The organism is Pseudoalteromonas sp. AOP31-A2-14 (genome assembly GCF_052378035.1).
In the GTDB taxonomy this organism is placed as follows: domain Bacteria; phylum Pseudomonadota; class Gammaproteobacteria; order Enterobacterales; family Alteromonadaceae; genus Pseudoalteromonas.
On the sequence record NZ_JBQSXI010000001.1, the window covers coordinates 1,263,279 to 1,288,694 of the forward strand.

At 41.2% G+C, this 25,416-nt stretch carries 25 protein-coding genes; 8 read left to right on the forward strand and 17 right to left on the reverse strand.

Translation table 11 applies throughout. From position 1 onward, the window contains the following. Positions 1-5: 5 nt before the first annotated feature. Entirely contained in the window at positions 6-2,465 is a 2,460-nt protein-coding gene (fadE, locus tag ACT3S9_RS05880) for an acyl-CoA dehydrogenase FadE (protein WP_441834815.1), read from the reverse strand. A gap of 262 nt (positions 2,466-2,727) precedes the next feature. Here fadE and ACT3S9_RS05885 point away from each other — a divergent pair, with 262 nt between their 5' ends. Continuing rightward, positions 2,728-3,492, forward strand: coding sequence for a class II glutamine amidotransferase (locus tag ACT3S9_RS05885; RefSeq protein ID WP_441834814.1), 765 nt, complete (start codon positions 2,728-2,730; stop codon positions 3,490-3,492). 72 nt (positions 3,493-3,564) lie between these two features. On the opposite strand, the gene ACT3S9_RS05890 is transcribed toward ACT3S9_RS05885, so the two are convergent. The 8 genes from ACT3S9_RS05890 to ACT3S9_RS05925 all read right to left on the reverse strand — a co-directional run bounded on the left by ACT3S9_RS05890 (position 3,565) and on the right by ACT3S9_RS05925 (position 9,898). Continuing rightward, the gene (locus tag ACT3S9_RS05890; protein WP_441834827.1) at positions 3,565-4,293 is read right to left on the reverse strand and encodes a DUF3108 domain-containing protein; all 729 of its coding nucleotides are present in this window, start codon (positions 4,291-4,293) and stop codon (positions 3,565-3,567) included. Positions 4,294-4,309: 16 nt separating this feature from the next. After that, positions 4,310-4,957, reverse strand: coding sequence for a phosphoribosylglycinamide formyltransferase (purN, locus tag ACT3S9_RS05895; RefSeq protein ID WP_441834813.1), 648 nt, complete (start codon positions 4,955-4,957; stop codon positions 4,310-4,312). Then, entirely contained in the window at positions 4,957-6,009 is a 1,053-nt protein-coding gene (gene purM, locus ACT3S9_RS05900) for a phosphoribosylformylglycinamidine cyclo-ligase (protein ID WP_441834812.1), read from the reverse strand. Before purM ends, purN begins: the two co-directional genes overlap by 1 nt. A 206-nt stretch (positions 6,010-6,215) precedes the next feature. Continuing rightward, on the reverse strand, positions 6,216-7,184 hold the full coding sequence (gene cmoB, locus ACT3S9_RS05905) for a tRNA 5-methoxyuridine(34)/uridine 5-oxyacetic acid(34) synthase CmoB (protein WP_441834811.1): 969 nt from the start codon (positions 7,182-7,184) through the stop codon (positions 6,216-6,218). Positions 7,185-7,204: 20 nt separating this feature from the next. Beyond that, positions 7,205-7,930 carry a carboxy-S-adenosyl-L-methionine synthase CmoA gene (cmoA, locus tag ACT3S9_RS05910; RefSeq protein ID WP_441834810.1) on the reverse strand — a complete coding sequence of 242 codons (726 nt, stop codon included), beginning with the start codon at positions 7,928-7,930 and terminating at the stop codon, positions 7,205-7,207. Positions 7,931-8,069: 139 nt separating this feature from the next. Beyond that, a complete protein-coding gene (locus tag ACT3S9_RS05915; protein WP_441834826.1) occupies positions 8,070-8,327 on the reverse strand; it encodes an ATP-binding protein in 258 nt (85 codons plus the stop codon). A gap of 199 nt (positions 8,328-8,526) precedes the next feature. Next, positions 8,527-9,027 (reverse strand): M48 metallopeptidase family protein, encoded by a 501-nt coding sequence (locus ACT3S9_RS05920; RefSeq protein ID WP_441834809.1) that lies wholly within the window; start codon positions 9,025-9,027, stop codon positions 8,527-8,529. Between the two features lie 22 nt (positions 9,028-9,049). Next, on the reverse strand, positions 9,050-9,898 hold the full coding sequence (locus tag ACT3S9_RS05925) for a DUF72 domain-containing protein (protein WP_441834808.1): 849 nt from the start codon (positions 9,896-9,898) through the stop codon (positions 9,050-9,052). A gap of 198 nt (positions 9,899-10,096) precedes the next feature. On the opposite strand from ACT3S9_RS05925, the gene aspS reads away from it, so the two are divergent. Together aspS and ACT3S9_RS05935 are read left to right on the forward strand one after the other, a co-directional pair. Then, positions 10,097-11,884: an aspartate--tRNA ligase gene (gene aspS / locus ACT3S9_RS05930; protein WP_441834807.1), complete on the forward strand. Its 1,788-nt coding sequence runs from the start codon at positions 10,097-10,099 to the stop codon at positions 11,882-11,884. Positions 11,885-11,980: 96 nt separating this feature from the next. After that, the gene (locus tag ACT3S9_RS05935; protein WP_441834806.1) at positions 11,981-12,586 is read left to right on the forward strand and encodes a pentapeptide repeat-containing protein; all 606 of its coding nucleotides are present in this window, start codon (positions 11,981-11,983) and stop codon (positions 12,584-12,586) included. Between the two features lie 40 nt (positions 12,587-12,626). On the opposite strand, the gene ACT3S9_RS05940 is transcribed toward ACT3S9_RS05935, so the two are convergent. Together ACT3S9_RS05940 and ACT3S9_RS05945 are read right to left on the reverse strand one after the other, a co-directional pair. Beyond that, positions 12,627-12,950: a hypothetical protein gene (locus ACT3S9_RS05940; RefSeq protein WP_441834805.1), complete on the reverse strand. Its 324-nt coding sequence runs from the start codon at positions 12,948-12,950 to the stop codon at positions 12,627-12,629. 93 nt (positions 12,951-13,043) lie between these two features. Next, complete coding sequence (locus tag ACT3S9_RS05945; RefSeq protein ID WP_441834804.1) at positions 13,044-14,246, reverse strand: bifunctional alpha/beta hydrolase/OsmC family protein; 1,203 nt, start codon at positions 14,244-14,246, stop codon at positions 13,044-13,046. Positions 14,247-14,481: 235 nt separating this feature from the next. On the opposite strand from ACT3S9_RS05945, the gene ACT3S9_RS05950 reads away from it, so the two are divergent. The 3 genes from ACT3S9_RS05950 to ACT3S9_RS05960 all read left to right on the forward strand — a co-directional run bounded on the left by ACT3S9_RS05950 (position 14,482) and on the right by ACT3S9_RS05960 (position 16,753). Beyond that, positions 14,482-15,321: an isopenicillin N synthase family dioxygenase gene (locus tag ACT3S9_RS05950; protein ID WP_441834803.1), complete on the forward strand. Its 840-nt coding sequence runs from the start codon at positions 14,482-14,484 to the stop codon at positions 15,319-15,321. An 89-nt stretch (positions 15,322-15,410) separates the two neighbouring features. After that, positions 15,411-15,911 carry a transposase gene (locus ACT3S9_RS05955; RefSeq protein WP_444750572.1) on the forward strand — a complete coding sequence of 167 codons (501 nt, stop codon included), beginning with the start codon at positions 15,411-15,413 and terminating at the stop codon, positions 15,909-15,911. Beyond that, positions 15,908-16,753 (forward strand): IS3 family transposase, encoded by an 846-nt coding sequence (locus ACT3S9_RS05960; RefSeq protein ID WP_444511517.1) that lies wholly within the window; start codon positions 15,908-15,910, stop codon positions 16,751-16,753. Before ACT3S9_RS05955 ends, ACT3S9_RS05960 begins: the two co-directional genes overlap by 4 nt. A gap of 113 nt (positions 16,754-16,866) precedes the next feature. Here the strand turns inward: ACT3S9_RS05960 and trpA are convergent, their stop codons facing one another. Genes trpA through ACT3S9_RS05990 form a run of 6 tightly spaced genes read right to left on the reverse strand, consistent with a single transcriptional unit; the run spans position 16,867 to position 23,513 of the window. Next, positions 16,867-17,697: a tryptophan synthase subunit alpha gene (gene trpA / locus ACT3S9_RS05965; RefSeq protein ID WP_441836037.1), complete on the reverse strand. Its 831-nt coding sequence runs from the start codon at positions 17,695-17,697 to the stop codon at positions 16,867-16,869. After that, positions 17,694-18,878, reverse strand: coding sequence for a tryptophan synthase subunit beta (trpB, locus tag ACT3S9_RS05970; RefSeq protein WP_441836036.1), 1,185 nt, complete (start codon positions 18,876-18,878; stop codon positions 17,694-17,696). The genes trpA and trpB overlap by 4 nt, the downstream gene beginning before the upstream one ends. Before the next feature lie 7 nt (positions 18,879-18,885). Further along, a complete protein-coding gene (gene trpCF, locus ACT3S9_RS05975; protein ID WP_441836035.1) occupies positions 18,886-20,250 on the reverse strand; it encodes a bifunctional indole-3-glycerol-phosphate synthase TrpC/phosphoribosylanthranilate isomerase TrpF in 1,365 nt (454 codons plus the stop codon). Beyond that, the gene (trpD, locus tag ACT3S9_RS05980; protein WP_441836034.1) at positions 20,243-21,322 is read right to left on the reverse strand and encodes an anthranilate phosphoribosyltransferase; all 1,080 of its coding nucleotides are present in this window, start codon (positions 21,320-21,322) and stop codon (positions 20,243-20,245) included. Before trpD ends, trpCF begins: the two co-directional genes overlap by 8 nt. Positions 21,323-21,333: 11 nt before the next feature. Beyond that, positions 21,334-21,936 carry an aminodeoxychorismate/anthranilate synthase component II gene (locus ACT3S9_RS05985; RefSeq protein WP_441836033.1) on the reverse strand — a complete coding sequence of 201 codons (603 nt, stop codon included), beginning with the start codon at positions 21,934-21,936 and terminating at the stop codon, positions 21,334-21,336. Positions 21,937-21,947: 11 nt separating this feature from the next. Beyond that, positions 21,948-23,513, reverse strand: a complete 1,566-nt coding sequence (locus ACT3S9_RS05990; protein ID WP_441836032.1) for an anthranilate synthase component 1 — start codon at positions 23,511-23,513, stop codon at positions 21,948-21,950. A 431-nt stretch (positions 23,514-23,944) separates the two neighbouring features. On the opposite strand from ACT3S9_RS05990, the gene rnm reads away from it, so the two are divergent. Together rnm and ACT3S9_RS06000 are read left to right on the forward strand one after the other, a co-directional pair. Next, complete coding sequence (rnm, locus tag ACT3S9_RS05995; RefSeq protein ID WP_441836031.1) at positions 23,945-24,802, forward strand: RNase RNM; 858 nt, start codon at positions 23,945-23,947, stop codon at positions 24,800-24,802. Next, the gene (locus ACT3S9_RS06000; protein WP_441836030.1) at positions 24,795-25,415 is read left to right on the forward strand and encodes an L-threonylcarbamoyladenylate synthase; all 621 of its coding nucleotides are present in this window, start codon (positions 24,795-24,797) and stop codon (positions 25,413-25,415) included. The genes rnm and ACT3S9_RS06000 overlap by 8 nt, the downstream gene beginning before the upstream one ends. Position 25,416: the final 1 nt, after the last annotated feature.

Genomic DNA, 25,416 nt, shown 5'->3' on the forward strand with positions numbered 1-25,416 from the left:
AGTGATCAAGCAGCATCAGAGCTTTTATCGGCAGCACTTTTTCGTGCCGCATTACCTGCAAGTAAGTCAGCTGGATCAAAGTCATCCACGTTAATAGTATCTAAACGTGCTTTTTCAACAGCAGCTAATTTATCAGCTTCGGCTTGCGTTAAAATACCCGCTTCTAGGCCCATTTGCGCCACTTTATCCAGCTGGAAGAAAGGTAGTTTTTTACCTTTTTCACGGCATACTTTGTCAAATAATGGCTCAACTTCAAGTACGTCTTTAAGCGTTTGCTCTTGACGGCCGACCAAGTTAAGCGGCTCATTGGTTAAGTATACATAGCTTGCTAAACGGTTACGCGTTTCGCTAGGTACTTGTAGAATACGTGCTAGCTTATGCTCAAGTTTGTCCGTTGGTTTTCTCACTGGACGACCAAACGGAAATAACATAATTTTTAGTACAGTACGCAGTGGCGCTGACGGCATATTATTAATTAAATCCGCAAGGGCACGTTGGCAGTGGTAAAGGTGATCTTGGCAACTCCATTGAACGAGTGCTAAATCTTCTTTTTTACGGCCTTCATCGTTATAACGTTTAAGCGTAGCTGATACCAGATATAAGTAACTCAGTAAATCACCTAAACGAGCAGAGATACGCTCTTTACGTTTTAAAGAGCCGCCAAATACGGCCATACTGATATCAGACATTAACGCAAGGGATGCACTAAAGCGTGATGCAATACGGTAAAACTCTGCCGTTTCGTCTTTATAAGGTGTGCCGGCAAAGCGTGCCCCCGTAAAGGAAAGCCATTTAGTACGTACAAGGTTTGAAATTGTAAAACCAATGTGGCCCATTAATGCTTTGTCAAATACGGCGAGAGCTTCATCGCGGTCTTCAATTGAGCATGCATTTAATTCTGTTAAAACAAACGGATGACAGCGTATAGCCCCTTGACCGTAAATAATCATGTTACGGGTCAAGATATTTGCGCCCTCAACGGTAATGGCAATCGGCGCACCTTGATAACCACGACCTAAGTAGTTATTTGGCCCAAGCATGATGCCTTTACCACCGTGAATATCCATAGCATGGATGGTTGAGTCACGCATTTGCTCGGTTAAATGGTATTTAATAATCGCTGAAACAACAGACGGCTTTTCGCCTAAATCGACCGCTCCGGTAGACATGCTCACTGCGGCGTCTGAGCTATAAGCGTAACCGGCAAGTTTAGCAAGTGACTCTTCAACACCTTCCATTTGACCAATAGGTAAACGAAATTGCCGACGAATACGGCTGTAAGAACCACTAGCAAGGGCTATTGTTTTAATGCCACCTACAGAGTTTGAAGGTAATGTGATTGCACGACCAACCGATAAACATTCAACCAGCATGCGCCAGCCTTGCCCGGCCATTTCTGGTCCACCAATGATGTAATCAAGCGGTACGAATATATCTTGGCCACGAGTAGGCCCATTTTGAAATGGTACATTTAGTGGAAAGTGACGACGACCAATTTCAACCCCCGGCATATCTGTCGGGATCAGCGCACAGGTAATACCGAGCTCTTTTTTGTCGCCTAATAAACCATCTGGATCTTGCATTTTAAATGCAAGACCCAGTACGGTCGCAACAGGTGCAAGAGTAATATAGCGCTTATTCCACGTTAGGCTAATACCGACAACTTCTTCACCTTCCCATTGCCCTTTACATACTACGCCATAATCAGGAATAGCGCTGGCGTCAGAGCCTGCTTCTGGTGAGGTTAGGGCAAAGCAAGGAATTTCAGCACCGCTGGCTAAACGCGGTAAGTAATGATCTTTTTGCTTAGTCGTACCATAATGTTGTAGTAATTCACCCGGACCTAATGAGTTAGGAACACCAACAATTGATGAAAGTAACGTAGATTTACTGGTTAGCTTTTGGAGCACACACGATTGTGCAAATGCTGAAAACTGTAAGCCGCCGAATTCTTTTTTGATGATCATGGCAAAGAATTTATTATCTTTTAGGTATTGCCATACATCTTCTGGTAAATCAGTTAGCTCGTGAGTGGCTTCCCAATCATCAAGCATGCCACATACTTCTTCAACTTGATTGTCGATAAAGGCTTGCTCTTCGATAGTCAGTTTTGGAATAGGATATTGGTGCAGCTTTTCCCAATCAGGGCGACCACAAAAAAGATCCGCTTCCCACCACGTAGTACCGGCATCAATGGCTGACTTTTCAGTTTCAGACATGGTTGGCGTCACTTTTTTAAACGCAGTAAAAATGGGTTTAATAATATATTGTTTACGAATACCGGTTACAGATAATGGCACCGCAATTAGCAAGAAAACTAACCAGCTAATAGCGCCAAAAGCACCTGCAAAGGTACCGACAAGTAAAGTAGCAATAGTAATACCTAAACAGGTGTTCCAGCTTGCACGTTGGTAACTTGCAATACTCAGTAATATGAGTAACCCAAGTATAAATAAGAGTGTCATGTATTTAATCCTTAATAGAGGTCAGACCACCTCTGTAAGAGTAGCGTTAGAAGCTGTAATTATCAAGCCCAATAATTAGATTACTGCTGACTTTTATTGCTACCAACTTAAGTCGAAGGCTAGAACAAAATTGTTACTTGCCTTGATATGGCATATGTTCAACAATACAGAATATAGCTTTGTTTTTGAATTTACTTTTTCGTTCTATATCAAGTTATTACTTTTGCAGTTGATCATCTGATTTTAAAGGTTAATTTATTTTATGTGTGAACTTCTTGGCATGTCGGCGAATGTGCCTACGGATATTTGTTTTAGTTTTTCAGGCCTGTTGGAGCGAGGGGGCAATACCGGCCCCCATAAAGATGGTTGGGGTATTACTTTTTATGAAGGAAAAGGGTGTCGCACGTTTAAAGATCCTGAGCCAAGTTACAGCTCTGAAATCGCAAAGCTCGTTAAAGCATACCCGATCAAAAGTGTGTCAGTGATAAGCCATATTCGCCAAGGTAATCGTGGTCACGTCTGTCTTGAAAATACCCACCCATTTACGCGTGAGCTGTGGGGGCGGGAGATCACCTACGCTCACAACGGCCAGCTTTCTAATTATCATGATTTACAACCTGAGCACTATCGACCAGTAGGTAATACCGATAGTGAGCTAGCATTTTGTTGGTTGCTTGATAAAATTCGCGAAAAATACCCTAAGCGCCCATCAAATATGGCATCTGTTTTTCGTTATGCAGCAAAACTTTGCCATACACTACGCGAAAAAGGCGTATTTAATATGCTACTTACAGATGGGGTATTTGTATTGGCGTACTGCACTAATAATTTACACTATATAACGCGCCGTGCTCCCTTTGGTAAAGCAACGCTTATTGATGCAGATATGGTGGTTGATTTTCAACAAGAGACTACACTCAATGATGTCGTCAGCGTAATTGCTACGCGGCCATTAACCAACGACGAACGCTGGCATAAAATGGAATCGGGTGAGTTTGCTTTATTTAAAATGGGTGAGTTGATTTAATTCTTAGGTGCAAGTAAAAAGCGCGATATAAAAAATCGCGCCTACTTTAAATAATAAATAACTATTGAACTACTACGGGGTTACTTCGCTTTTAACTTCTTCAGGGACCGCAACTGGGCTTGTTACTGTGAATGATTTAAGTTGCACTTCAAATTGTTCTACACCTTTTTCACCTTTCCACATTCTTACCAACATGTAGTCCATTTCTGGGGCAAACCAAGCAAGCGCTTGGCGTTTGTCATTATCATATAGACGCTTAACTTTAATCGCTTCAATATTGCCAATCGGCAATGGGATCACTTCTTTGCCAACAACTTCAAAGTTGTAGTCGCGCAGATTTCCCTTTTTATCGATTAACGGATATGAAAGGTTAGTTTTACCCATTTTTAATTCTTCACGAACTTGTACTTGATAGGATAGAGAATCCTGAAACTCATTAGTCCATTCGTATTCAAGCGGATATTCGTTTTCGCTACTATTAACTATCTTATTTGGGTTATCAAATTCGAGGGAATAGTCTTTATCAGGTCCTGTTCCTGAGCGCTCCATGGTGTAACTGATTGGGGAAATAGCATGGTCTTTATAAGTGAATTTAGACGTTTCTTTGCGAACATCTGAAAAAATCATCCACTCGATTTCACTATGATAAGTGACTTCGTAGCTATTATCAGCTATTTTTTTTAGCTCTCGTACTGCTTTACCATGCGTTTCGCCTTTACGCAGAACATCATAGCTTGCTTGATATTGGGTTAGTTCACCAGCAATTAAGCTAGTTGGAAGTAAAGTGCCCGCACACAAAATTAGGGCACTTAATTTTTTATTCTGGGTAGTGCGCGCCGTGTGCAGGAAGTTGTTTTTTGTCAAGAACTGCATAATCTGCTTCCATAGTAAGTCGTTGTTCACTGAACCATTTGACCACCAAAGGATAGATTTTATGCTCTTGTGCATGTACGCGCTTAGATAAAGTATCGGCAGTATCGTCTGCCAGTACTGCTACCTTGGCTTGAAGAATAACTGGACCACCGTCTAATTCTTCAGTCACAAAGTGAACACTTACGCCATGAACGTCGTCTTTTGCATCTATTGCTCTTTGATGGGTATTCAGCCCCTGATACTTAGGCAACAAGGAAGGATGAATGTTCAACATTTTTCCTTTATATTTTTGCACTAAGCTAGGTGTAAGAATACGCATAAAACCAGCTAATACAACTAGATTAGGTGCAAAAGAGTCAATAACGTCCATTAATTGTGCATCGTAAGTCTCGCGCGAGTCAAAATCTTTGTGGCTCAATACTGCGGTTGCAATACCGGCTTGTTTTGCTCGCTCAAGGCCATAGGCGTCTGCTTTATTACTTATAACAGCTGCTATGTTTGCATTTATCTCGCCATTATTGCAGGCATCAATAATGGCTTGTAAATTCGAGCCACTACCTGAAATTAAGACTACCAGACGAGAAGGAGCCATTAATCATGGCCGCCTAAGATTTCTACTTGTTCTTCGTCTGCTTTAGCGTCCTTTATTTCACCAAGGTGCCAAGCATTTTCGCCAAGATCTTTTAAGATACTTAAGCTTTGCTCAAGCTTGTCAGCTGGAACAACAACTACCATACCGACACCACAGTTAAATGTACGATACATTTCGTGGGTAGTGATGTTACCATTTTCTTGTAGCCAGTTGAAAATGCTAGGCCACTGCCAGCTATCACCTTTAACGACTGCTTTTGCAGATTCAGGTAATACGCGTGGAATATTTTCCCAAAAACCACCGCCAGTAATATGAGAAAGAGCATGAACGTCTACTTTTTTGAATAACTCAAGAAGCTGTTTAACGTAGATACGTGTTGGTTCAAGTAGTGTTTCGCCTAATGTTTTTCCTTCAAACTCAGCATTAGTATCCGCGTTTGATACTTCAAGGACTTTACGAATTAATGAGAAACCGTTTGAGTGAGGACCGCTTGAAGCAAGAGCAATTAGCTGATCCCCAGCGGCTACTTTTGTGCCATCGATGATATTGGCTTTCTCAACTACGCCAGTACAAAAGCCAGCCATGTCGTAATCTTCACCGTCGTACATGCCAGGCATTTCAGCTGTTTCGCCACCAATTAATGCACAACCCGAAAGTTCACAGCCTTTACCAATACCTGTAACAACATCAGCTGCAGTATCAACATCTAACTTGCCAGTTGCGTAGTAGTCTAAGAAAAATAATGGCTCAGCACCTTGAACAATAAGGTCATTTACGCACATTGCAACTAAATCGATACCCACGGTATCGTGTTTTTTAAGGTCGATTGCTAAACGTAGTTTAGTACCAACGCCATCTGTACCTGCAACTAATACTGGTTGCTTGTAGCCTTCAGGAATTTCGCAAAGTGCGCCAAAACCACCAATTCCGCCCATTACTTCTGGACGACGGGTTTTTTTTACTACGCCTTTAATACGCTCAACAAGTGCATTACCGGCATCGATATCTACGCCCGCGTCTTTGTAGCTTAGAGACTGTTTTTGTTCGCTCACAGGTTTTCCTCAAAAAAGTTGCATGGTTGCATGTGAATTCATAGTGCTTAGAAACGCGCACATTTTACAACAATTGCAAAGGCGCGGCTAGTTCAAATGTAACTTTAACCGTATTACAAGGACACTTGTCCGCATGGTAAGCAAAGGAGATTTTAGGGAATTGCTTACAGCTTGTTAGTAGCATATTGCCCCCTCATGTCTTTACCTTATGCTTTAGCGGTTAAAATAGCGCGTAATGGTGCAGGGTAGCCCTCAATAGTTTTGCTATTGTCGTCTGGGTTTAAAAAGTCGATAAGTGACTCGTTTTCCATCCAATCTGACTTACGCTGTTCTTCTAAAGTGGTTATGGCACAGTCTTTAATTTGTACATCTTTAAAGCCAACACGTTCCATCCATAGCTTTAGCGCTGCTGTGCTTGGAATAAACCAAACGTTACGCATTTTTGCATACCGGTCGGTTGGTACTAATACGGTGTTTTCATCCCCTTCGATGACTAAGGTTTCAAGTACGAGTTCACCGCCTGGGCGAAGCTGTGCTTTTAACTGCGCTAAAAAGTCGATAGGCGAACGGCGATGATAAAGCACGCCCATTGAAAATACCGTATCGAATGCTTTTAATTCAGGCAGAGCTTCAACACCTAGTGGTAGTAAATGTACATTTTCGTCAGGGTTAAAGTGCTTAATAGCCTGAAACTGACATAAAAATAAATCAGACGGGTCAATGCCTACTACAAATTCTGCACCTTCCCCGCGCATACGCCACAAATGATAACCTGAGCCACAACCAATATCTAAAACAGTGCGACCTTTCAATGGCTCAATATGAGGAAGTAGGCGGTCCCATTTCCAATCACTGCGCCACTCTGTGTCTATCTCAATACCGTGCACATTAAATGGACCTTTACGCCATGGCATCATCCGTTTCAATAAGTGTGTGGTTTGCTTTTGCTCACCTTCACTCATTTCGCCGGGGGCACCAATTTCAACCTTGTGGGTAGTATCAACATGTTGAGTGGATACGTCTGGCAAGTTTTTCAGCACTTTTTGCCATTTAGGTAAATCACCGTGACTGGCTTCATTTTGCCAGTGTTTTAACTGACTCGGTAAAGTTTCAAGCCAGTGGCTAAGTGGACTCTGTGCAATTGCAGCATAAAATTGGTTAAACCATGAAGACATTGAATTACTCTTTATATTTGTTACTTGATTGCGACTAATGAGCAAAAGTTAAAACATTGATACCATACTTGAGTTTGGCTAAAGCCAATATCGCTCAAACGTGCAAGGTGCGAATTGAGGGTGTCTGGGCGCATTACATTTTCAATCGCGGTGCGCTTTTGGCTTATTTCAAGCTCGGAATAGCCATTATGACGCTTAAAGTCATGATGAAGATTAATCAGCAAGTTATCGCATTGCTCGTTTTCACCTTTTACTTTTTCACTTAATAGCAATACACCACCAGGCTTTAAATTAGCATATATTTTTTCAAGCACCGCTTGGCGCTGCGTAGGTGGTATAAATTGTAGAGTAAAGTTCATCGCTACAACCGAGGCATTTTCAAGTTTTAACTCGTTAATATCACCGAGTGTTACTGTCACTGGCACTTCGGAGCGAAAGCCATTTAAGTGTAACTTACAGCGTTCAACCATTGCTTGTGAATTATCAACAGCAATAATCTGGCAGTTATCAGTGCGAATATTGCGGCGCATACTTAGTGTTACCGCGCCTAGGGAGCAACCTAAATCATATAAATTAGAATTACTTTGTGCGTATTCACCGGCAATTTTGCCCATTGTACTGACAATCGTGGCGTAACCTGGTACCGAGCGCTGGATCATATCAGGGAATACTTCTACTACATGTTGGTCAAAGCTAAAGTCTTTAACCGCTTGCTCACTGGCATAAATGCTGTCTTTTATCGTCACACAAACAGTCTCTAAAAAAAAATAATAAAGTTATTTTAGCATTTTATGCTAGATAGTCAGTGATAAATTCAGTCGTTTGGCTAGAAATAATGAATAATAAGTATAAAAAAGAAATTTTTAATAACTAAAAGTAAAGTGATTAGCACTGATGATATTTTAGCAACGATATTTGACCACCATGTGCCTCTACGATTTGTTTGCAAAGTGCAAGTCCTAAACCCGAGCCGCCGTGCTCTCGGCTGCGAGATTTTTCAAAGCGATAAAAACGCTCAAACAATTGTTGTAAGTCGTCAGGTAAAACCCCTGGCGCTGAATCTTGTAAAGTAAGCTCAATGTTATTATGTGTTTTATTGGCAAGTATTGTTACTTGCCCGCCTTTGTGTGTATTTGCACGTATTTTCTAACAGGTTTGAAAATAGCTGTACAAGGCGTTCTTTGTCGCCATTTATGATGCATTTAACAGCCTTGGTTAAGCTTTGCTGTCTACATTTAATTCACGCTCTTTAAAACGAGCGGTGTAGTTTTCAACTGATTGCTCAAAAATAGTGATTAACTCAATGCGTGCATTGTTATAGGTTAAATTAACGCTAAAACCCTTATTTTAAATAAGGGTTTTCATTCATTGCGACTACCACACAAAAAATTCTTAAATCTAGCTCTAGCTGGTGGTAACTCGGTTCCATATGGCAGCAAAGTTGATAAAAGCTTTTGTTATGGTCTTTTTCTTTAAAATGGGCAAGCTCATGCACTACTAATGCTTTTAATAACGGCTCGGGAGCGCGTAGCAAGTCGCTATTTATCGCTAAATCGTGCTTACGTGTTTTACCTTGCATTCGGTACGTATGCGTTCCAAGTGCGCTGGTGATCATATCGCCTTGTTTTTTAAATGCTGCGCGACCAAACGGTGGTGCGTTTTTTAAATACTGTTTTTTAAGCTCGGTGGCGTAGTTATAAAGTAGTTTATCACTGGTAATAGTGTGTGCTTGCGGGTACTTTTTAAGTAAGTAGTCGCATACTTTATTGTTATTAATTAGGCTTAATACCTGTTCAACAATGTTTGCAGGGTAGCCGGTAAAGTATCGTGCGTATTCACTCATTTATATTCTCTAATTTTATTATTTAAAAAAGCGCTTGCTGGTAGGCTTCTTTTTCGCCAGTAAATGGGTTTAATGCTTTGTGATTATAACCAAGGTCTTTACAAAACTGCCTTGCTAATAAAGGTGCTTCTCGGTTATCTGCCGTATGAAAAAACACATAAGGCGTTTTTCCTTCATCAAGCCATTGTTTTAGTTTACTTAGCCACGGTTTATAAAAGGGTTTATAGTCGTTTTGTAAATCGGCGATAACAAAGCGCGCCATGGGTTGCGTGCTTGTAGCAATGGCATGTACGGGTAAGTGTGGCTTTTTCTGTTGTGCATCAATTAAAGCTTCGGTTGTTGGCTTTACTGAAAATAGGGCGCGTGTATCCATCGATATACGATTTATGTTGTTTGCCATTAATAACTGATTAAGCGCTATTTCGGCTTCACCTTTTTGAAAAAACGCAATATGGCGTACCTCTACACCGTAATTAACTTCTTTTGGTAATAGGCTAATAAATTGGGTGAGTTTGGGTAAATCATTTGGACCAAATGCTTTCGGTAATTGCAACATGACCTGCCCCGTTTTTTCTAAAATAGGGGAGAACAAGTTAAGCCAATCAGTAAGCTCGGTTTGTATATTAGTTAGGTGCAGCTCGTGGCTAAAGCGACGATTAAACTTAAAAGTAAATTTAAAATCGTCGGGTACGCTGTTTGCCCAGCGTAATACAGTGCTTGCTGAAGGGTCAGCGTAAAAGCTGGTATTGCCTTCAACTGAATTAAAATGCTGGGCATATTGGCTAAGCATATCGGCGTTTTTACATCGGCTTGAAAATAAATTGCCTTTCCATGCATTGCTCGACCACTGTGGACACCCTAAATACAACATAAAATGGCTAACTGATTGTGTGTTTGATTTAGTGTAACAAATACTTGAGAAACTAGCATCTGCAGGCAACTTGGGTATAATACGGCCTTAAAATGATTACTCTTTAAAATAGTGGATTTATTATTTAAATAAAGGTGCACTTGGCGCTTTCAATCAATCTAATAAATTGGCTATTAGTCTTACACTGACAGGAATACTATGCGCTCTATATACTGCGGACAGCTAAATAAAACCCACGTTGATCAAGAAGTTGAATTATGTGGTTGGATCAATAAACGCCGTGATCTTGGTGGCTTAATCTTCGTTGATTTACGCGATAGAGAAGGGTTAGTGCAAGTTGTATTCGATCCTGAAGTTGAAGGCTTAATGGATAACGCTAACAAATTGCGTCAAGAGTTTTGTGTGCAGTTAAAAGGGATTGTTCGTGCTCGCCCTGACAGTCAAGTCAATAAAGATATGCCTACTGGTGAAGTAGAAATTTTGGGCACAGACCTTACCATTATTAACCGCTCTGAGCCTATGCCACTTGATTTTAACCAAACAAACTCTGAAGAGCGCCGTTTAAAGTATCGTTACTTAGATTTACGCCGCTTAGAAATGAGCGATCGTATTAAATTACGTGCTAAAGCAAGCAGCTTTGTGCGTCGTTTCTTAGATGAAAATGCGTTCTTAGATATTGAAACACCGGTACTTACCAAAGCTACGCCAGAAGGCGCACGCGATTACTTAGTACCGAGTCGTGTTCATAAAGGTAGCTTTTACGCATTGCCACAATCTCCACAATTGTTTAAGCAATTGTTGATGATGTCGGGTTTTGATCGTTACTATCAGATTGTTAAATGTTTCCGTGATGAAGATTTACGTGCCGATCGTCAACCTGAATTTACCCAAATAGATTTAGAGACTTCATTTATGAGCTCTGATCAAGTACGTGGTATAACTGAGAAAATGATCCGTGAAATGTGGCAGTCATTGCTTGATGTTGATTTAGGCGATTTCCCAACAATGCCTTATAGCGAGGCAATGAGCTTATATGGTTCAGATAAGCCAGATTTACGTAACCCAATGAAGTTAATTGACGTTGCTGATTTAGTTAAAGATGTTGAATTTAAAGTATTCTCAGGCCCTGCCAATGATGAAAAAGGCCGTGTTGCAGTGCTTACTGTTCCAGGCGGTGCTAAGCTTTCTCGTAAGCAACTAGATGATTACACTAAGTTTATTGGTATTTACGGCGCCAAAGGTTTAGCGTGGATGAAAGTAAACGATCGCGAAGCTGGTGTGGAAGGGGTGCAATCACCGATTGCTAAGTTCTTAAACGAAGACGTTATTACTCAGTTACTTGAGCGTACTAACGCACAAACTGGCGATATCATTTTATTTGGTGCAGATAAACGTAACACTGTAAATGAAGCCATGGGCGCACTTCGCTTGAAAATTGGTATTGATTTACAAATCACCAACCTAAATAGCTGGGCACCGCTATGGGTCGTTGATTTCCCAATGTTTGAAGAAGATGACGAAGGCACATTGCATGCTGTACATCATCCATTCACTGCACCAAAAGATGTTACTGCAAGTGAGCTTGAAGCAAATCCAGCAACGGCTATTTCAGATGCTTACGATATGGTATTTAACGGCTACGAAGTGGGTGGCGGTTCGGTACGTATTCATAACGCTGACATGCAAGAAGCGGCCTTTAGAATTTTAGGTATTGATGCACAAGAGCAGCAAGACAAGTTTGGCTTCTTACTTGACGCCCTTAAGTACGGCACTCCACCGCATGCAGGCTTAGCGTTTGGTTTAGATCGTTTAGTTATGCTGCTTTGTGGTACTGACAATATTCGGGACGTCATTGCATTTCCTAAAACAACACAAGCATCGTGTTTATTAACAGACGCACCAAGCAAAGCTAATGCTGATTCATTAACTGAGCTTGCTATCAATGTTGTCGATAAAGCTGAAAATTCAGCAGAACAGAATAAGTAATTAATTAACTAAAAATTGGTTAATTTTTTAAAACCCCTTAGGCTCAAACCTAAGGGGTTTTTGTTTGACTAATAGCTAAAATGATTAAGGAATAGTATGGCTCAAAGCAACCACTTTTCTGAAAACGATTATTACGATCAGACATTTTCAAAGCTCGGAGCTCACACTGCGCGACTTAACGACATTGAATTTGAACAATGCCAATTTATTGATTGTGACTTTAGCCAAAGTCAATTTAGCGATTGTCGCTTTATTGATTGCGAATTTATAAACTGCAATTTGAATGAATTAAGTTGGAATTACAGCTCATTAGAAGACGTTACTTTTAAGCACTGTAAACTGACTAGTATTCAGTGGGGAGAAGTTAACTGGCCGCAATTAGCGTTAACGGCGCCAATAAGTTTTAAAGACTGCGAACTCAGTCATAGCTCGTTTTATGAGTTACCGTTAAAAGGGCTCACACTAACAGGCTGTTTTGCAAAAGACGTTGACTTTAGACACGCAAATTTAATCACGAGTAACTTTACCGGCACAGACTTTAGAGACAGCCTGTTTCAGCAAACTAATTTGAGTAAAGCGAACTTTGTAGGTGCTAGAAACTTTAATATTGATATTAAAAATAATGATATTAGTCAGGCAAAATTTGAGCGATTTGAAGCGTTAAACCTATTAACGGGACTAAATATAGAGCTGGTGGATTAGCCGTAAATGCAAACGGCTAACTACTTTATTTTATAAACGACTAACAAGCTGGGCCGTTTTTATTACGTGCACTTGCAAGCTGTCTTGCGATTTCTAATAACGCAGGAGAAATATCGCTCGCGCCATCTTTAATTAGTTTTGTTACATCTCCCGAAGAATACAAGCTATCGCGCGGCGATTTAATACCTAACTCACGCACAAAATCTTTAGTTTTACCTGTACTGCCGGTTTCAATAAACTTGAAAATAATGCGCTCGTTGTTATTTTTCGGCTCAGCTTTTAAAATTTTTATTTCATCTTGGTAGGCTGTAATTCGCTCTTGTAAAATATTAATACGTTCTTCAATGCTGCTATATGATTTCATGGTAAGTCTCTTTACTAAATCTGTGGTAACAATAACGCCATTATCGCATAGATTTGAAGTAATGGCGCTGCTAAGCACAGCACCACTGTATCTTTATTTCACAAGTTCACTGACAATCAACGGGTTGTTGTGCAGTGTTTTATGCACTGGGCATAAGTCAGCAATTTCGATTAAACGCTTTTTTTGTTCGTCGGTTAAATCGCCTACTAGGGTGATTTTACGGGTGATGGCTTCAATTTTTCCGTCTTTTTCACAATCGTCGCAATCTGCGTGGTAGTCGCGGGTATGGTCAAGCTCTACTTTTACATGTTCAAGTGCTAGCTTTTTACGGGTGGCGTACATACGTAATGTCATTGATGTACACGCGCCAAGTCCTGCAAGTAAGTGATGGTACGGATCTGGCCCTAAATTATTACCTCCGACTTTTAGCGGCTCATCAGCAAGCCAAGTATGATCTTTGGTGCTTACATGCTGAGTAAAAACATGATCTTTTTCTTCAACAAGCACATTACCGCCCGTTAAGCTTGCCGTGTATTTAGTTTTGTCGTACTTAACATAACGGTTTGCCCATGTTGCAATTATTTGTGCTGCGTAGTCGGCATCGTTTTTATTTGTTAAAAGGTGATCGGCGTTATCTAGGCTAATAAAGCTTTTAGGGTGTTTTGCCGATGCATAAATTTTTTCAGCTTCACTAATATTTACCGTCGCATCGATAGGGGAGTGCATTACTAATAATGCGCGCTTAAGTTTACTAATATGGCTTTTATCGTACTTGGCTATATCGTCAATAAATTGCTTTTTAATGGTAAATTCACGACCGGCTAAGTTTACTTTAGCTTCACCTGCTGCGTTAATTTCATCAAGGTGTGCTTGAAAGTTATGCGCTACGTGCTGCGCATCTGACGGTGCACCAATGGTTGTAATAGCCGATACTTCAGGAATATGCTCTGCAGCAGAAAGTACCGCAGCTCCGCCTAAACTGTGGCCAATGAGTAGTTGCGGCGCCGCAAAATGCTCACGTAAATGATTAGCCGCTGATACTAAGTCTTGAATGTTTGATGAAAAGTTACTGTTGGCAAAGTCGCCATCGCTATTACCTAAACCCGTAAAATCAAAACGTAGTACGGCGATACCTTGTTGTGTTAAAGCTCGGCTAATACGTGTGGCCGCCGCAATGTCTTTACCGCATGTAAAGCAGTGTGCAAATAGTGCGTAAAATTTAATTTCACCCTCGGGGGCTTCTAGTTGGCCTGCTAACGTTAAGTCACCACTTTGAAAAGATACTTTTTGTCGCATAAGTTCGCCTTATTAATTTTGCGTGTAAAATCAGGGGTTACTAAATAATAGACCCTATTTAGCATAGTATGCTTTCAGTTTCTTTTTTGTTGTTTTGATCTGTATCAAAAATGTAATTGCGAGACAATAAGGTGCGGACATAAGTCCTTATACTTTTTGGGCTAGTTTACTATCCTCGCGAAGCGCTATAATAAGCTAATAACTAGCTTAACAACCTAATTCATTGGATACCATCATGCAATTACCTACCGTTGATTATAAAGCGAGCGATGCGGCCGCTCAATTTGTCGAGTCTCTGAGAAATACAGGCTTTGGGGTGTTAAAAAACCACCCAATTCCGCAATCATTAGTTGAGTCGATTTATAAGAATTGGCAGGACTTTTTTAACTCTGAGCAAAAGCACGAATTTTTATTCTCAAAAGATAATCAAGATGGTTATTTTCCGCCTTCAGTGTCAGAGGTTGCGAAGGGGTTTACGGTAAAAGACATTAAAGAGTACTTTCATGTTTACCCTAAAGGACGTGTACCAGAAGAACTTGCAGCCGATATTCACGAGTATTATCGTTTAGCCAATGAGTTTGCAGCAACATTATTAAGTTGGGTGCAGGCTGAAGCGCCAGCCGATGTACGTGCTAAATTTTCAATCGATTTAAAAGATATGATTGCTGATTCTGAGCAAACATTACTGCGTATTTTACATTATCCCCCAATGACAGGGGATGAAGAACCTGGCGCAATTCGGGCTGCAGCACATGGCGATATTAATTTATTAACGGTATTACCTGCATCTAATGAACCAGGGTTACAAGTGCAAAAAACCGATGGCGGTTGGTTAGATGTCCCTTGTGATTTTGGTAGCTTAATTATAAATATCGGTGATATGTTACAAGAAGCGTCGGGAGGATATTTTCCATCGACCATTCACCGTGTAATTAATCCAACAGGTAAAGGCTCGACTAAATCGCGTATTTCATTACCTTTGTTTTTACACCCGCGCCCAGATGTCGTTCTGTCTGAGCGTTATACCGCCGATAGCTACTTACAAGAGCGCTTACGTGAACTGGGCGTTAAATAGCACTCGTAGAATGAATAAATTAATAAAAAAGCCGCTAATTTTGAAGTGACCCCCAATAGTTGGACAGTCCAATTACTGGGGGTCTTTTTATGTCCAAACATCATCGAGCTTTTAAGCTCAAAGTAGCTGAGTTCGCTTTATCTGAAAGCTCTCCGGCGATAGGTAATAGATTTAATGTTACACAAAGGCAGGTCCGATATTGGACCGCTGTTTATCGAATTCATGGCGCTGAAAGCTTCAGGTCTGTTCACAAACCTTATTCTCAAGCATTTAAGATAGAAGTGTTAAAATCGATGGCAGCTAACAGTTGGTCACTCAGCTATACCAGTGCGTTCTTCGATTTATCGTCCCCAGGTATTCTTTTTCAATGGCAAAAGCTTTATGCTCGCGATGGTATATCCCGTCTCCAACCACAGAAAAAAGGTAGGCCAACCATGACAAATAATTCTTCTTCATCAAAACCAGTAGAGCAAATGACTGAGGAGGAGTTACGAGAAGAGTTAGCATACTTACGAGCAGAGAATGATGTGCTAAAAAAGTTAGAAGCCTTGGCTCAAGCCAGAAAGAAAAAAGCAAAGACAAGACGATAGTCGTCGAAGAGTTCAAGGCAAAACATAGCTTACGACATCTATTAAAGGCCACGGGGTTGGCGAAGAGTGTCTACTATTATCATCGAACTACATGTGAGCAGCCCTGCGCCAACAGTGATTTACTCGTAAAAATACGTGATATCTATCACACGCATAAAGGGCGATATGGCTATCGCAGAATTACGAGTGCCCTAAGAAAAATGGGGGTACTCGTTAATCATAAGCGCGTTCAACGTCTAATGAATGAGTTAGGCCTTAAGTCAAAAGTAAGGCCTAAGCGCTATAAATCTTACAAAGGTGAAGTGGGTAAAATCGCAGAAAATACGCTTAACCGCGAGTTTACTGCGCAGAAGCCTAATCAAAAATGGGTAACGGATGTGACGGAGTTTAAAGTGGATAATGAGAAGGTATATCTATCGCCTATGATTGACTTATTCAACCAAGAGATAATCAGTTACGAAGTAAGAAAATCCGTTGCGCTTCCCTTGGTAACTGACATGCTTAAAACCGCAACGGCTAAGTTGAAGCCGAACGAGAAGCCGATAGTACACTCAGACCAAGGATGGCAATATCAAAACAAGCAATATCAAAAGCACCTTAAAGAAAAAGGGTTAAAACAAAGTATGTCTAGAAAAGGAAACTGTTTAGATAACGCTGTTGCTGAAAATTTCTTTGCCATACTGAAAAGCGAGATGTATCACAACGAAACGTTCAAGGACGCGAATGAACTCATTGAAAACATCAAAGAATATATCCACTATTATAACAATGAGCGTATTAAGCTGAAACTAAAAGGCCTGAGTCCGATACAATATCGAAATCAGGCCTTGGCTGCCGCTTAGAAATGAGTCCAACTTTATGGGGTCACTTCATTTAGCGGCTTTTTTATTGGTGTTAACTTACCTGTAAGCGCTAATTTATTTAGCGCTTTTTTAATTGCGAAATGCAAACTATTCTAATCGAGCTGTGTAGCGGCTTTCATCTTTGTAACAAAGGCTTTGAGTTCGCTGAGCATAGCATCACTATTGGTTAAGTTTGCTTCGATAATTTTAACTACGGCAGAGCCTGAAATAGTGCCTGCTGCTCCTGCATTAAGTGCGGCTTTTACATCCACTGGTGTTGATATACCAAAACCTAATAATGCCGGTGCGCTGTGGTACTCTTTTAGCTTAGTAACAATAGATGATGCTGGCATTTGCGCTTTAGTTTCAGTGCCTGTAACGCCTGCGCGTGATAATAAATAAGTATAACCACGGCCATAAGATGCACACTCGCGAAGCGTGTCGTCAGGTGCATTTGGTGTGGCAATGAAAATAGGGTCGATGCCATTATCTTTAGCTGCTTTACGAAACACTTTTGATTCATGTAAAGGCACGTCAGCCACTAAAATAGAGTCAACGCCTGCTGCTTTTGCGCCCTTATAAAATGCCTCAATACCGCGTTTGAATACTAAATTAGAGTAAAGTAATAGCCCGATAGGAATGTCCGCATTGTAGTCACGTACTTGTTTAATAATATCAAAGCAGTCTTCGGTATTAATATTTTCATCAAGGGCACGAATATTAGCCGCTTGAATAACGGGACCATCGGCAATTGGATCTGAATACGGAATTCCTAGTTCTAATGCATCAGCGCCGCCATCAATTAAGCTTTTAATTATTTCTACGCTTAATGCTTTATTAGGATCGCCGATAGTAACAAATGGCACAAATGCGCCTTGGTTTTGCTCTTTTAAGGCTGCAAAGGTTTGTCCGTAACGATCCGTATTTTGAGTCGAATGGCTCATAGCTTGCCTCCTTCAGATAATACGTTGTGAACGTGGGCTAAGTCTTTATCACCACGGCCACTTAAATTAACCACTAAAATGCTTTCTTCGGTTTGTTCCTCGGCATATCTGAGTGCGTAGGCAAGGGCATGGCTTGACTCAAGCGCGGGGATAATCCCTTCTTTTTTAGCAAGTAGCTGAAACGCTTCAAGGGCTTCATCATCAGTAATGCCAACATATTGCGCGCGGCCAGTTTCGTGTAAAAACGCATGTTGCGGGCCTACCGCAGGGTAATCAAGCCCCGCTGATACCGAGTAAGACTCTTCAATTTGGCCGTCGTCATTTTGCATAATGTAGGTATAAGTGCCGTGTAATACACCTTTGGTGCCTTTACATAGCGTTGCGCCGTGCTCTTTAGTATCAAGGCCTTTGCCTGCCGGCTCTACGCCAATAAGCTTAACGCTTGGCTCGTCAATAAAGTCATTAAACATACCAATGGCGTTTGAGCCACCACCGACACAAGCAAGTACCGCATCAGGTAAACGACCTTCAGCTTTTAATACTTGTTGCTTGGCTTCTTCACCAATCATTTTTTGAAACTCACGTACAATCGTTGGAAATGGATGCGGACCTGCTGCGGTGCCTAATAAATAGTGGGCATCTTTATAATTGGCTGACCAATCACGAAGTGCTTCGTTTACTGCATCTTTTAAGGTGCCTGAACCTGCGGTTACGGGGATCACTTCGGCGCCCATCAGCTTCATTCTAAATACATTAGGTTGCTGGCGTTCTACATCTTTAGCGCCCATGTAAACACGACACTTTAAACCTAGTAATGCACAAGCAAGGGCGGTTGCTACACCATGTTGACCTGCGCCCGTTTCAGCAATAACCTGCTTTTTACCCATGCGTTTGGTGAGTAGCGCTTGACCTAACACTTGATTGGTTTTGTGCGCGCCACCGTGGAGTAAATCTTCGCGTTTTAAGTACAGTTTTACTTTTGGGTTTTTAACTAAGTTACGAGTAAGTGTGAGTGGCGTAGGGCGCCCAGCATACTCGTTTAATAGTTTTTCAAATTCAGCTTGAAAGTCAGCATCGGTTTGCGACTTATTAAATTCATTTTCTAACTGCTTCAGTGCAGGAACAAGGAGCTCTGGGACAAACATGCCACCAAACTCACCAAAATAGGCTGGATTATTCATTGTAACCTCAATATTGACGGATGCTTACAAAGGCATCATTTAATTTTTTTGAACACTTTTTACCTGGCGACGTTTCTACCCCAGAATTAAGGTCTAGGCCAAGTGCGCCATGAAAAAGTGCGTCAGGAATATTTATAGGATTAAGCCCGCCAGCGAGCATAAAGCCGGTTGTGGCATCATCAAGCATTGACCAATCAAAGGTTTTACCTGTACCGCCCGCTTGGCTGTCGCTATGGGTGTCGTATAAGTGCCGGTCAACACCATTTACAGGTGATGGTAACGCGTTTTTAATTGCTTGGGCTTTCCAAATTTGACAGCTAGTTGGTAACAGTTTTCGCAAACTTGTAATGTAGTCGTCGTCTTCTTGGCCATGCAATTGCACCGCAGCAAGTTTAAGAGTGTGCGCATATTCACTTACTTGTTCAATTGCAGTGTTTACAAATACGCCAACATAAGCCAATGGTGCACTTTGGGTGATGGTTTTTGCGCAATCTAAATCAATATAGCGAGGCGATTTAGGATGAAAAATTAAACCGCCAAACACAGCCCCGCTGCTATAAGCGGCTTGTGCATCTTGCTTTCGGGTAAGGCCGCAGACTTTGTTTTCACCTAATATAACACTACGACAAGCGCGTTCTAGGTCGCGCTCAGTCATTAATGAGCTGCCAATTAAAAAGCCATCACATAAAGGCGCAAGGCGTTTTACATCTTGATGGGTGTAAATGCCCGACTCAGAAACGACCACTTTATCAATTGGGATCAATTGTCGTAACTTTTCTGTGGTGGCTAAATCGGTGCTTAAATCCCGTAAGTCACGATTATTAATACCAATAATGTTGGCGTTTAGGGTAAGCGCGCGAGTGACTTCTTGTTCGTTACTTACCTCTGTAAGCACAGCCATATTAAGTGATTCAGCAACGCTGCGCAATGTGTTGTATTGTTCATCATCCAATACTGAAAGCATCAGTAAAATAGCATCGCCGCCATAAATACGCGCCATATAAACTTGGTATTCGTCGATGAAAAAATCTTTACAAATAAGCGGCTGCTCTACTTGGCTACGCACAAATTTAAGATAATCAAAACTACCTTGAAAGTATTTTTCATCGGTAAGCACGCTCATACACGTAGCGTACTTTTTATAAACTGAAGTGATCTCGGTTAAATCAAAAGGTTCACGAATAAGCCCTTTAGAAGGTGAGGCCTTTTTACATTCTAAAATAAATTGTGTGCCTTTGGCGGCAAGGGCGCTATAAAAGTCGCGACTAGTCGGTACGGCCTGCTCTTTAAAGTTTGCTAGTGGGCGTTTGGCTTTACGCTCAATGAGCTCTAATTTTTTATCAGCGATTATTTTATCTAATACATTAGCCATTATTTACCTCTACCGCGTTTACTTGTGAATTACTGGCTGTAATGATTGCATTTAACGTGGCTATTGCTTGGCCACTTGCTAATACGTTTTTAACCTGTTCTGCACCGGCTTTCAAATCGCTTACTTGCTGGGTTAAATATAATAATGCCGCCACATTTGCAATAATTGCTGCGTTATGCGCATCACTCCCTTTACCTGCTAAAATCGCTTTGCTAGCACGGGCGTTGTATTCTGGCCCTTCACCGGCTAGTTGTTCAAGTGAATAGTTTGCAAGACCAAAGTCAGCAGGGGTGAGGGTGTACTCTTTAAGCGCGCCATTATTAAGCTCAACCACAGTCGTTTCGCCGTGTAGGGCTATTTCATCAGTACCTGCACCATGTACCACCATCGCGCGTTTAGTGCCTAATGTTTGAAGTGTTTTTGCCATCGGTAAGCAAAGGCTTTTATCGTACACGCCAAGTAGCTGTACTTCAGGTGCGGCAGGATTTGCCAACGGCCCTAAAATATTAAAAATAGTGCGAGTTTTAAGTGCGGTACGCACACCCATCGCATGACGTACGCCGCTGTGATAGTGCGGGGCAAATAAAAACGTAAACCCGGTTTGGCTTAAACACTCACTTGCATGCTCTGGGTTCATATCAATATTAATACCCAGGGCTTTAAGTAAATCGGCTGAGCCTGAATTGCTCGATACGCTACGGTTACCATGTTTAACCATATTAATACCGCAAGCAGCAGCGACAATGGCAGCCGTGGTGCTGATATTAATGGTGTTTGAGCCATCACCACCGGTGCCACAGCTATCACATAGGTTTGTTAGTGTTGTATTAAAGTTTTTGGCATTAGCGCGCATAGAGGCCGCTGCACCTGCTATTTCATCGCTCACTTCGCCTTTTATTTTAAGCGCGATTAATAGCGCTGACAGTTCAATATCAGAGACTTTGCCTTGCATTATTTCAGCAAATAACTGCTGGCTTTGGCTAAAGCTTAATGGTTGCTGAGCTATTAGCTGATTGAGTAAAGTCCCAATATTTGCTATGTCAGCGTTCGTTTCTGGTTGTGTTGCTGGCATACTATTCTCGCTTAATTCGAGTTGGCTAAAAAGTGCATACTTTGCTGTAATAGTGCAGCGCCGTTAGGCGTTAAAATTGACTCGGGATGAAACTGAAAACCTAAGGTGTTATCGCTGTGGTGGTAAATCGCCATAGGAATATCAGCAAACTCGGCTATAACCTCAACGCTTTTAGGTACTTTTGTGGCCATTAATGAGTGATAACGTGCCACTGGCATTTGTTTACCCATACCTGCAAATACAGGGTGGTCGCTAAGCTCAATAAGTGATGATTTACCATGTACGGTTTCCCCTGCATGGCCAATAATACCGCCATAACTTTGGGTTAATGCTTGTTGGCCTAAACAAATGCCTAGCATCGGGAATCGGCCTTTACAAAGCTCAATCAGTGTCATTAAACAGCCTGCATTGCTCGGAGCGCCAGGCCCTGGCGAAAGCACTAAAATAACCGGGCTGGTTTCGTTACACATTTTGTCAAAAATAACCTGTGCATCTATGTTATTACGATATACCACTAAATCGCTTCCCAACATAGAAAGTTCATCGACTAAGTTATAACTAAAAGAATCAAAGTTATCTAAAAAATAGATTTTAATTTTGCTTAAATCTTGCATAGTATTCCTAATTAACCTTGATACGTCGATTGAATTGCGGCGATAACCGCTTGGGCTTTAGCGCGGGTTTCATTGGCTTCTGATTGCGGATCTGAATCAAATACAACGCCGGCACCGGCTTGTACATAAGCAACATTGTTTTTTACAAACGCAGAGCGAATAACAATACAACTGTCCATTACACCATCACCGGTTAAATAACCCACCGCGCCACCGTAACTGCCACGGCGCTTGCCTTCTGTTTGACGAACTAACTCTGCCGCACTGACTTTAGGTGCGCCGACTAAGGTGCCCATGTTCATACAAGCTTGGTAAGCATGCAGGGCGTCAAGTTCAGGCTTTAAGGTGCCAACCACACGTGATACTAAATGCATAACTTGTGAATAACGGTCTACCTTTAATAACTCTTTTGCGTGACGTGTGCCGGGTACGCTAATACGAGCCACATCATTGCGGGCTAAATCAACCAGCATTAAATGCTCGGCGCGTTCTTTTTGGTCGTTACGAAGTTCAAGTTCGATGCGGCTGTCTAAGTCTGGGTTTATTTGTCCGTTGGCAAATTTACCACGCGCACGAGTACCAGCTATCGGATACACTTCTACTTGCTTTGAATCAGGGCAAAATTTAAGGGCTGATTCAGGAGAGGCACCAAATAAAACAAATTCACTGTCGCGCATATAAAACATATAAGGGCTGGGGTTTTGTTTTTTAAGTTGGCTGTAAGCATGTAGTGAATCGGCGCAAGGTAATGAAAACGTGCGTGAAGGCACAACTTGAAAAATATCGCCATCAACAATATTCTTTTTTAGTTTTTCAACTTGCTGACAGTAAGTTTCATCGCTTATATCAACCTTCACTTCGCTTTTACCTGCACAAGGTTTACCGGTGTAATTACTTGCTTGGTCGCATACTGCATTTAAACGTTCGAGTTTTTCACCTATTTCAAAACAATTTGCATGTACGTCTGGACCATTAAATACATTGCCAATTAGCTCAGTGGTTTTCGCTTGGTGATCGATTACAACTAAAGTTTCAGCAAGGTAAAAAACGTAATCTGGGCAGCTATTTTCGCCGTCAGGTACATCGCTTAGCTGTTCAAAATTGGCTACCATGTCATAGGCAAACACACCGCCTAAGAATAACGAAAAAGGGTTGTCGGTAGTGCTAGTGATATTATTTATACAGCTACGTAAAGTGCTAAAAGCATTGTCGGCAATCAGCTTTGAGGCTTCGTCAATATCGCTTGAAATGCCTTGGTAAGTTAAAGTAAGTTGATTACCTTGTTGACTTACTGCGCAATTTTGCAAGTTAGCTTGTAAGTAGGGTAGTAATTGTTGGCCGTTATTTGACTGCGCGGTAATCGTTACTGTTTTACCAGTACAGACAATTTTTAGTGCACTGTCGACCAAAATTAAACTTTTTACGCTATCTTTTGAATCAATTTCAGCTGACTCTAATAGCAGTGAATTGGGCTTATCAAGTAGCCCGTAAAGCGCCAATGGGCTACTTATATAATCGCGTATTTGGGTGATACTGGTTACTTCACCCGGCGTTGTTGTTATATGACTAAATATCAAACCTCATTCCCTCAAAAAAAGTAAACCCCGCAAGCTATGCTGTGCAGGGTTTGAATAACGATACCTATTTTTAGATAAACCATTACCGTCCCGCTATATCAGGCGCCACCACCAACGATGCGTAAGAGTAAGACCGTTATTCATATTTTTTGCCTCAAGCTAAATTAAAAAAAAGATATAAAAAAACCCGCAATAAGCGGGTTTTGAATTTGTTAGACACGACAATTCGTCACCCGATAAATTACGAGTGCCACCACCAGATAGTGTTTTGGATTGAATTAATCATTATTTTAGTTCTTTATGTGTCTTAAGTGGATACAGTAAACCGTACTAACACCTTAAGTGTCAAGTGTTTATTTAAAACATTTTAGTTAAAATTTTTGTTATACTTAATAACAACTTTGTACATTTACGATGAGCAGTATTCTCTTTTGATAAAATACGATTTACATAGCCACACCACTCACTCAGACGGACAATTAACTGTTGAGCAATTATTGTTGCGTGCGGTTGATAAAAACATCGATGTATTTGCCATTACTGATCACGATACGGTTGCGGCTATAAAGCCCGCTAAAGCTTTTATTAAAGAAGAGGCTCTACCGCTTACCTTGATTAGCGGTGTTGAAATATCTACTAAATGGGAAAGCTTTGAAATTCATATTGTTGGTTTAAATGTTGACTCCGAGCAACAATCATTGCAATTATTATTGCAACAGCAACAACAAAAACGTGCCGATCGAGCCAAGGAAATAGGCCGCCGCCTTGAAAAAAAAGGTTTTGATGGTATTTATGAGCAAACAGCGGAACTTGCTGCTGATGCACAAATTACCCGTGCTCATTATGCCAGAGCACTTATTGCGCGCGGCGTGGCAAGTACTATACCCGGTGTATTTAAAAAGTATTTGGGGCGCGGAAAAACCGGCTATGTACCAAGTACATGGTGTGATATGCAAACGGCCATCACGGCCATTCATCAAGCTGGTGGGGTGGCCGTTATTGCGCACCCAGGGCGCTATCAGATGTCTAATAAATGGTTACGTAAGTTATTGGCACAGTTTAAAGAAGCTGGAGGTGATGCTATGGAAGTAGCACAGCCGCAACAGGCGCCGAGCGAAAGACAGTTTTTAGGTCAACTAAGCCGAGAATTTGATCTATTATGCTCACAAGGTTCTGACTTTCATTTTCCTACCAGTTGGTTGGAGCTTGGCAAAAATTTATACTTACCTAAGGACTGCCAAGGTGTTTGGCAATCTTGGGAAGGGCAACAAGGAGATGAAAATGAGTGATTTTTTATATATTCATCCTGATAATCCACAGCCACGTTTAATAAATCAAGCGGTTGCTATTATCGAAAAAGGTGGAGTTGTGGTTTATCCAACTGACTCTGGTTATGCCATTGGATGTAGCTTAGGTAACAAACAAGCAAAAGAACGTATTGAACGTATTCGTGGTATTGAAAAACATCATAATTTTACTTTAGTGTGCCGTGATTTATCTGAGCTTTCAACCTATGCACGGGTTGATAATCAGTTATTTAGGCTAATTAAAAATAACACACCTGGGCCTTATACGTTTATTTTTAAAGGTACTAAAGAGGTACCTAAAAGATTATTAAACGATAAAAAGAAAACTATTGGTATCCGCGTAATAGAGCACCCAATTACTTGTGCGTTGCTTGCTGAATTAGGTGAACCGATAATGTCGTGTTCACTAATTTTACCGGGCGAGCAATTTACCGAGTCAGATCCAGATGATATTCGCGACCGAATTGGTAACCAAGTTGACTTAATTATTCATGGTGGACACTTAGCTGAGCAAGCCACGACGGTAGTTGACTTATCTGAAGATGACATACAAATATTACGTGTCGGTTGCGGTGATACATCACCCTTTGAGTAGA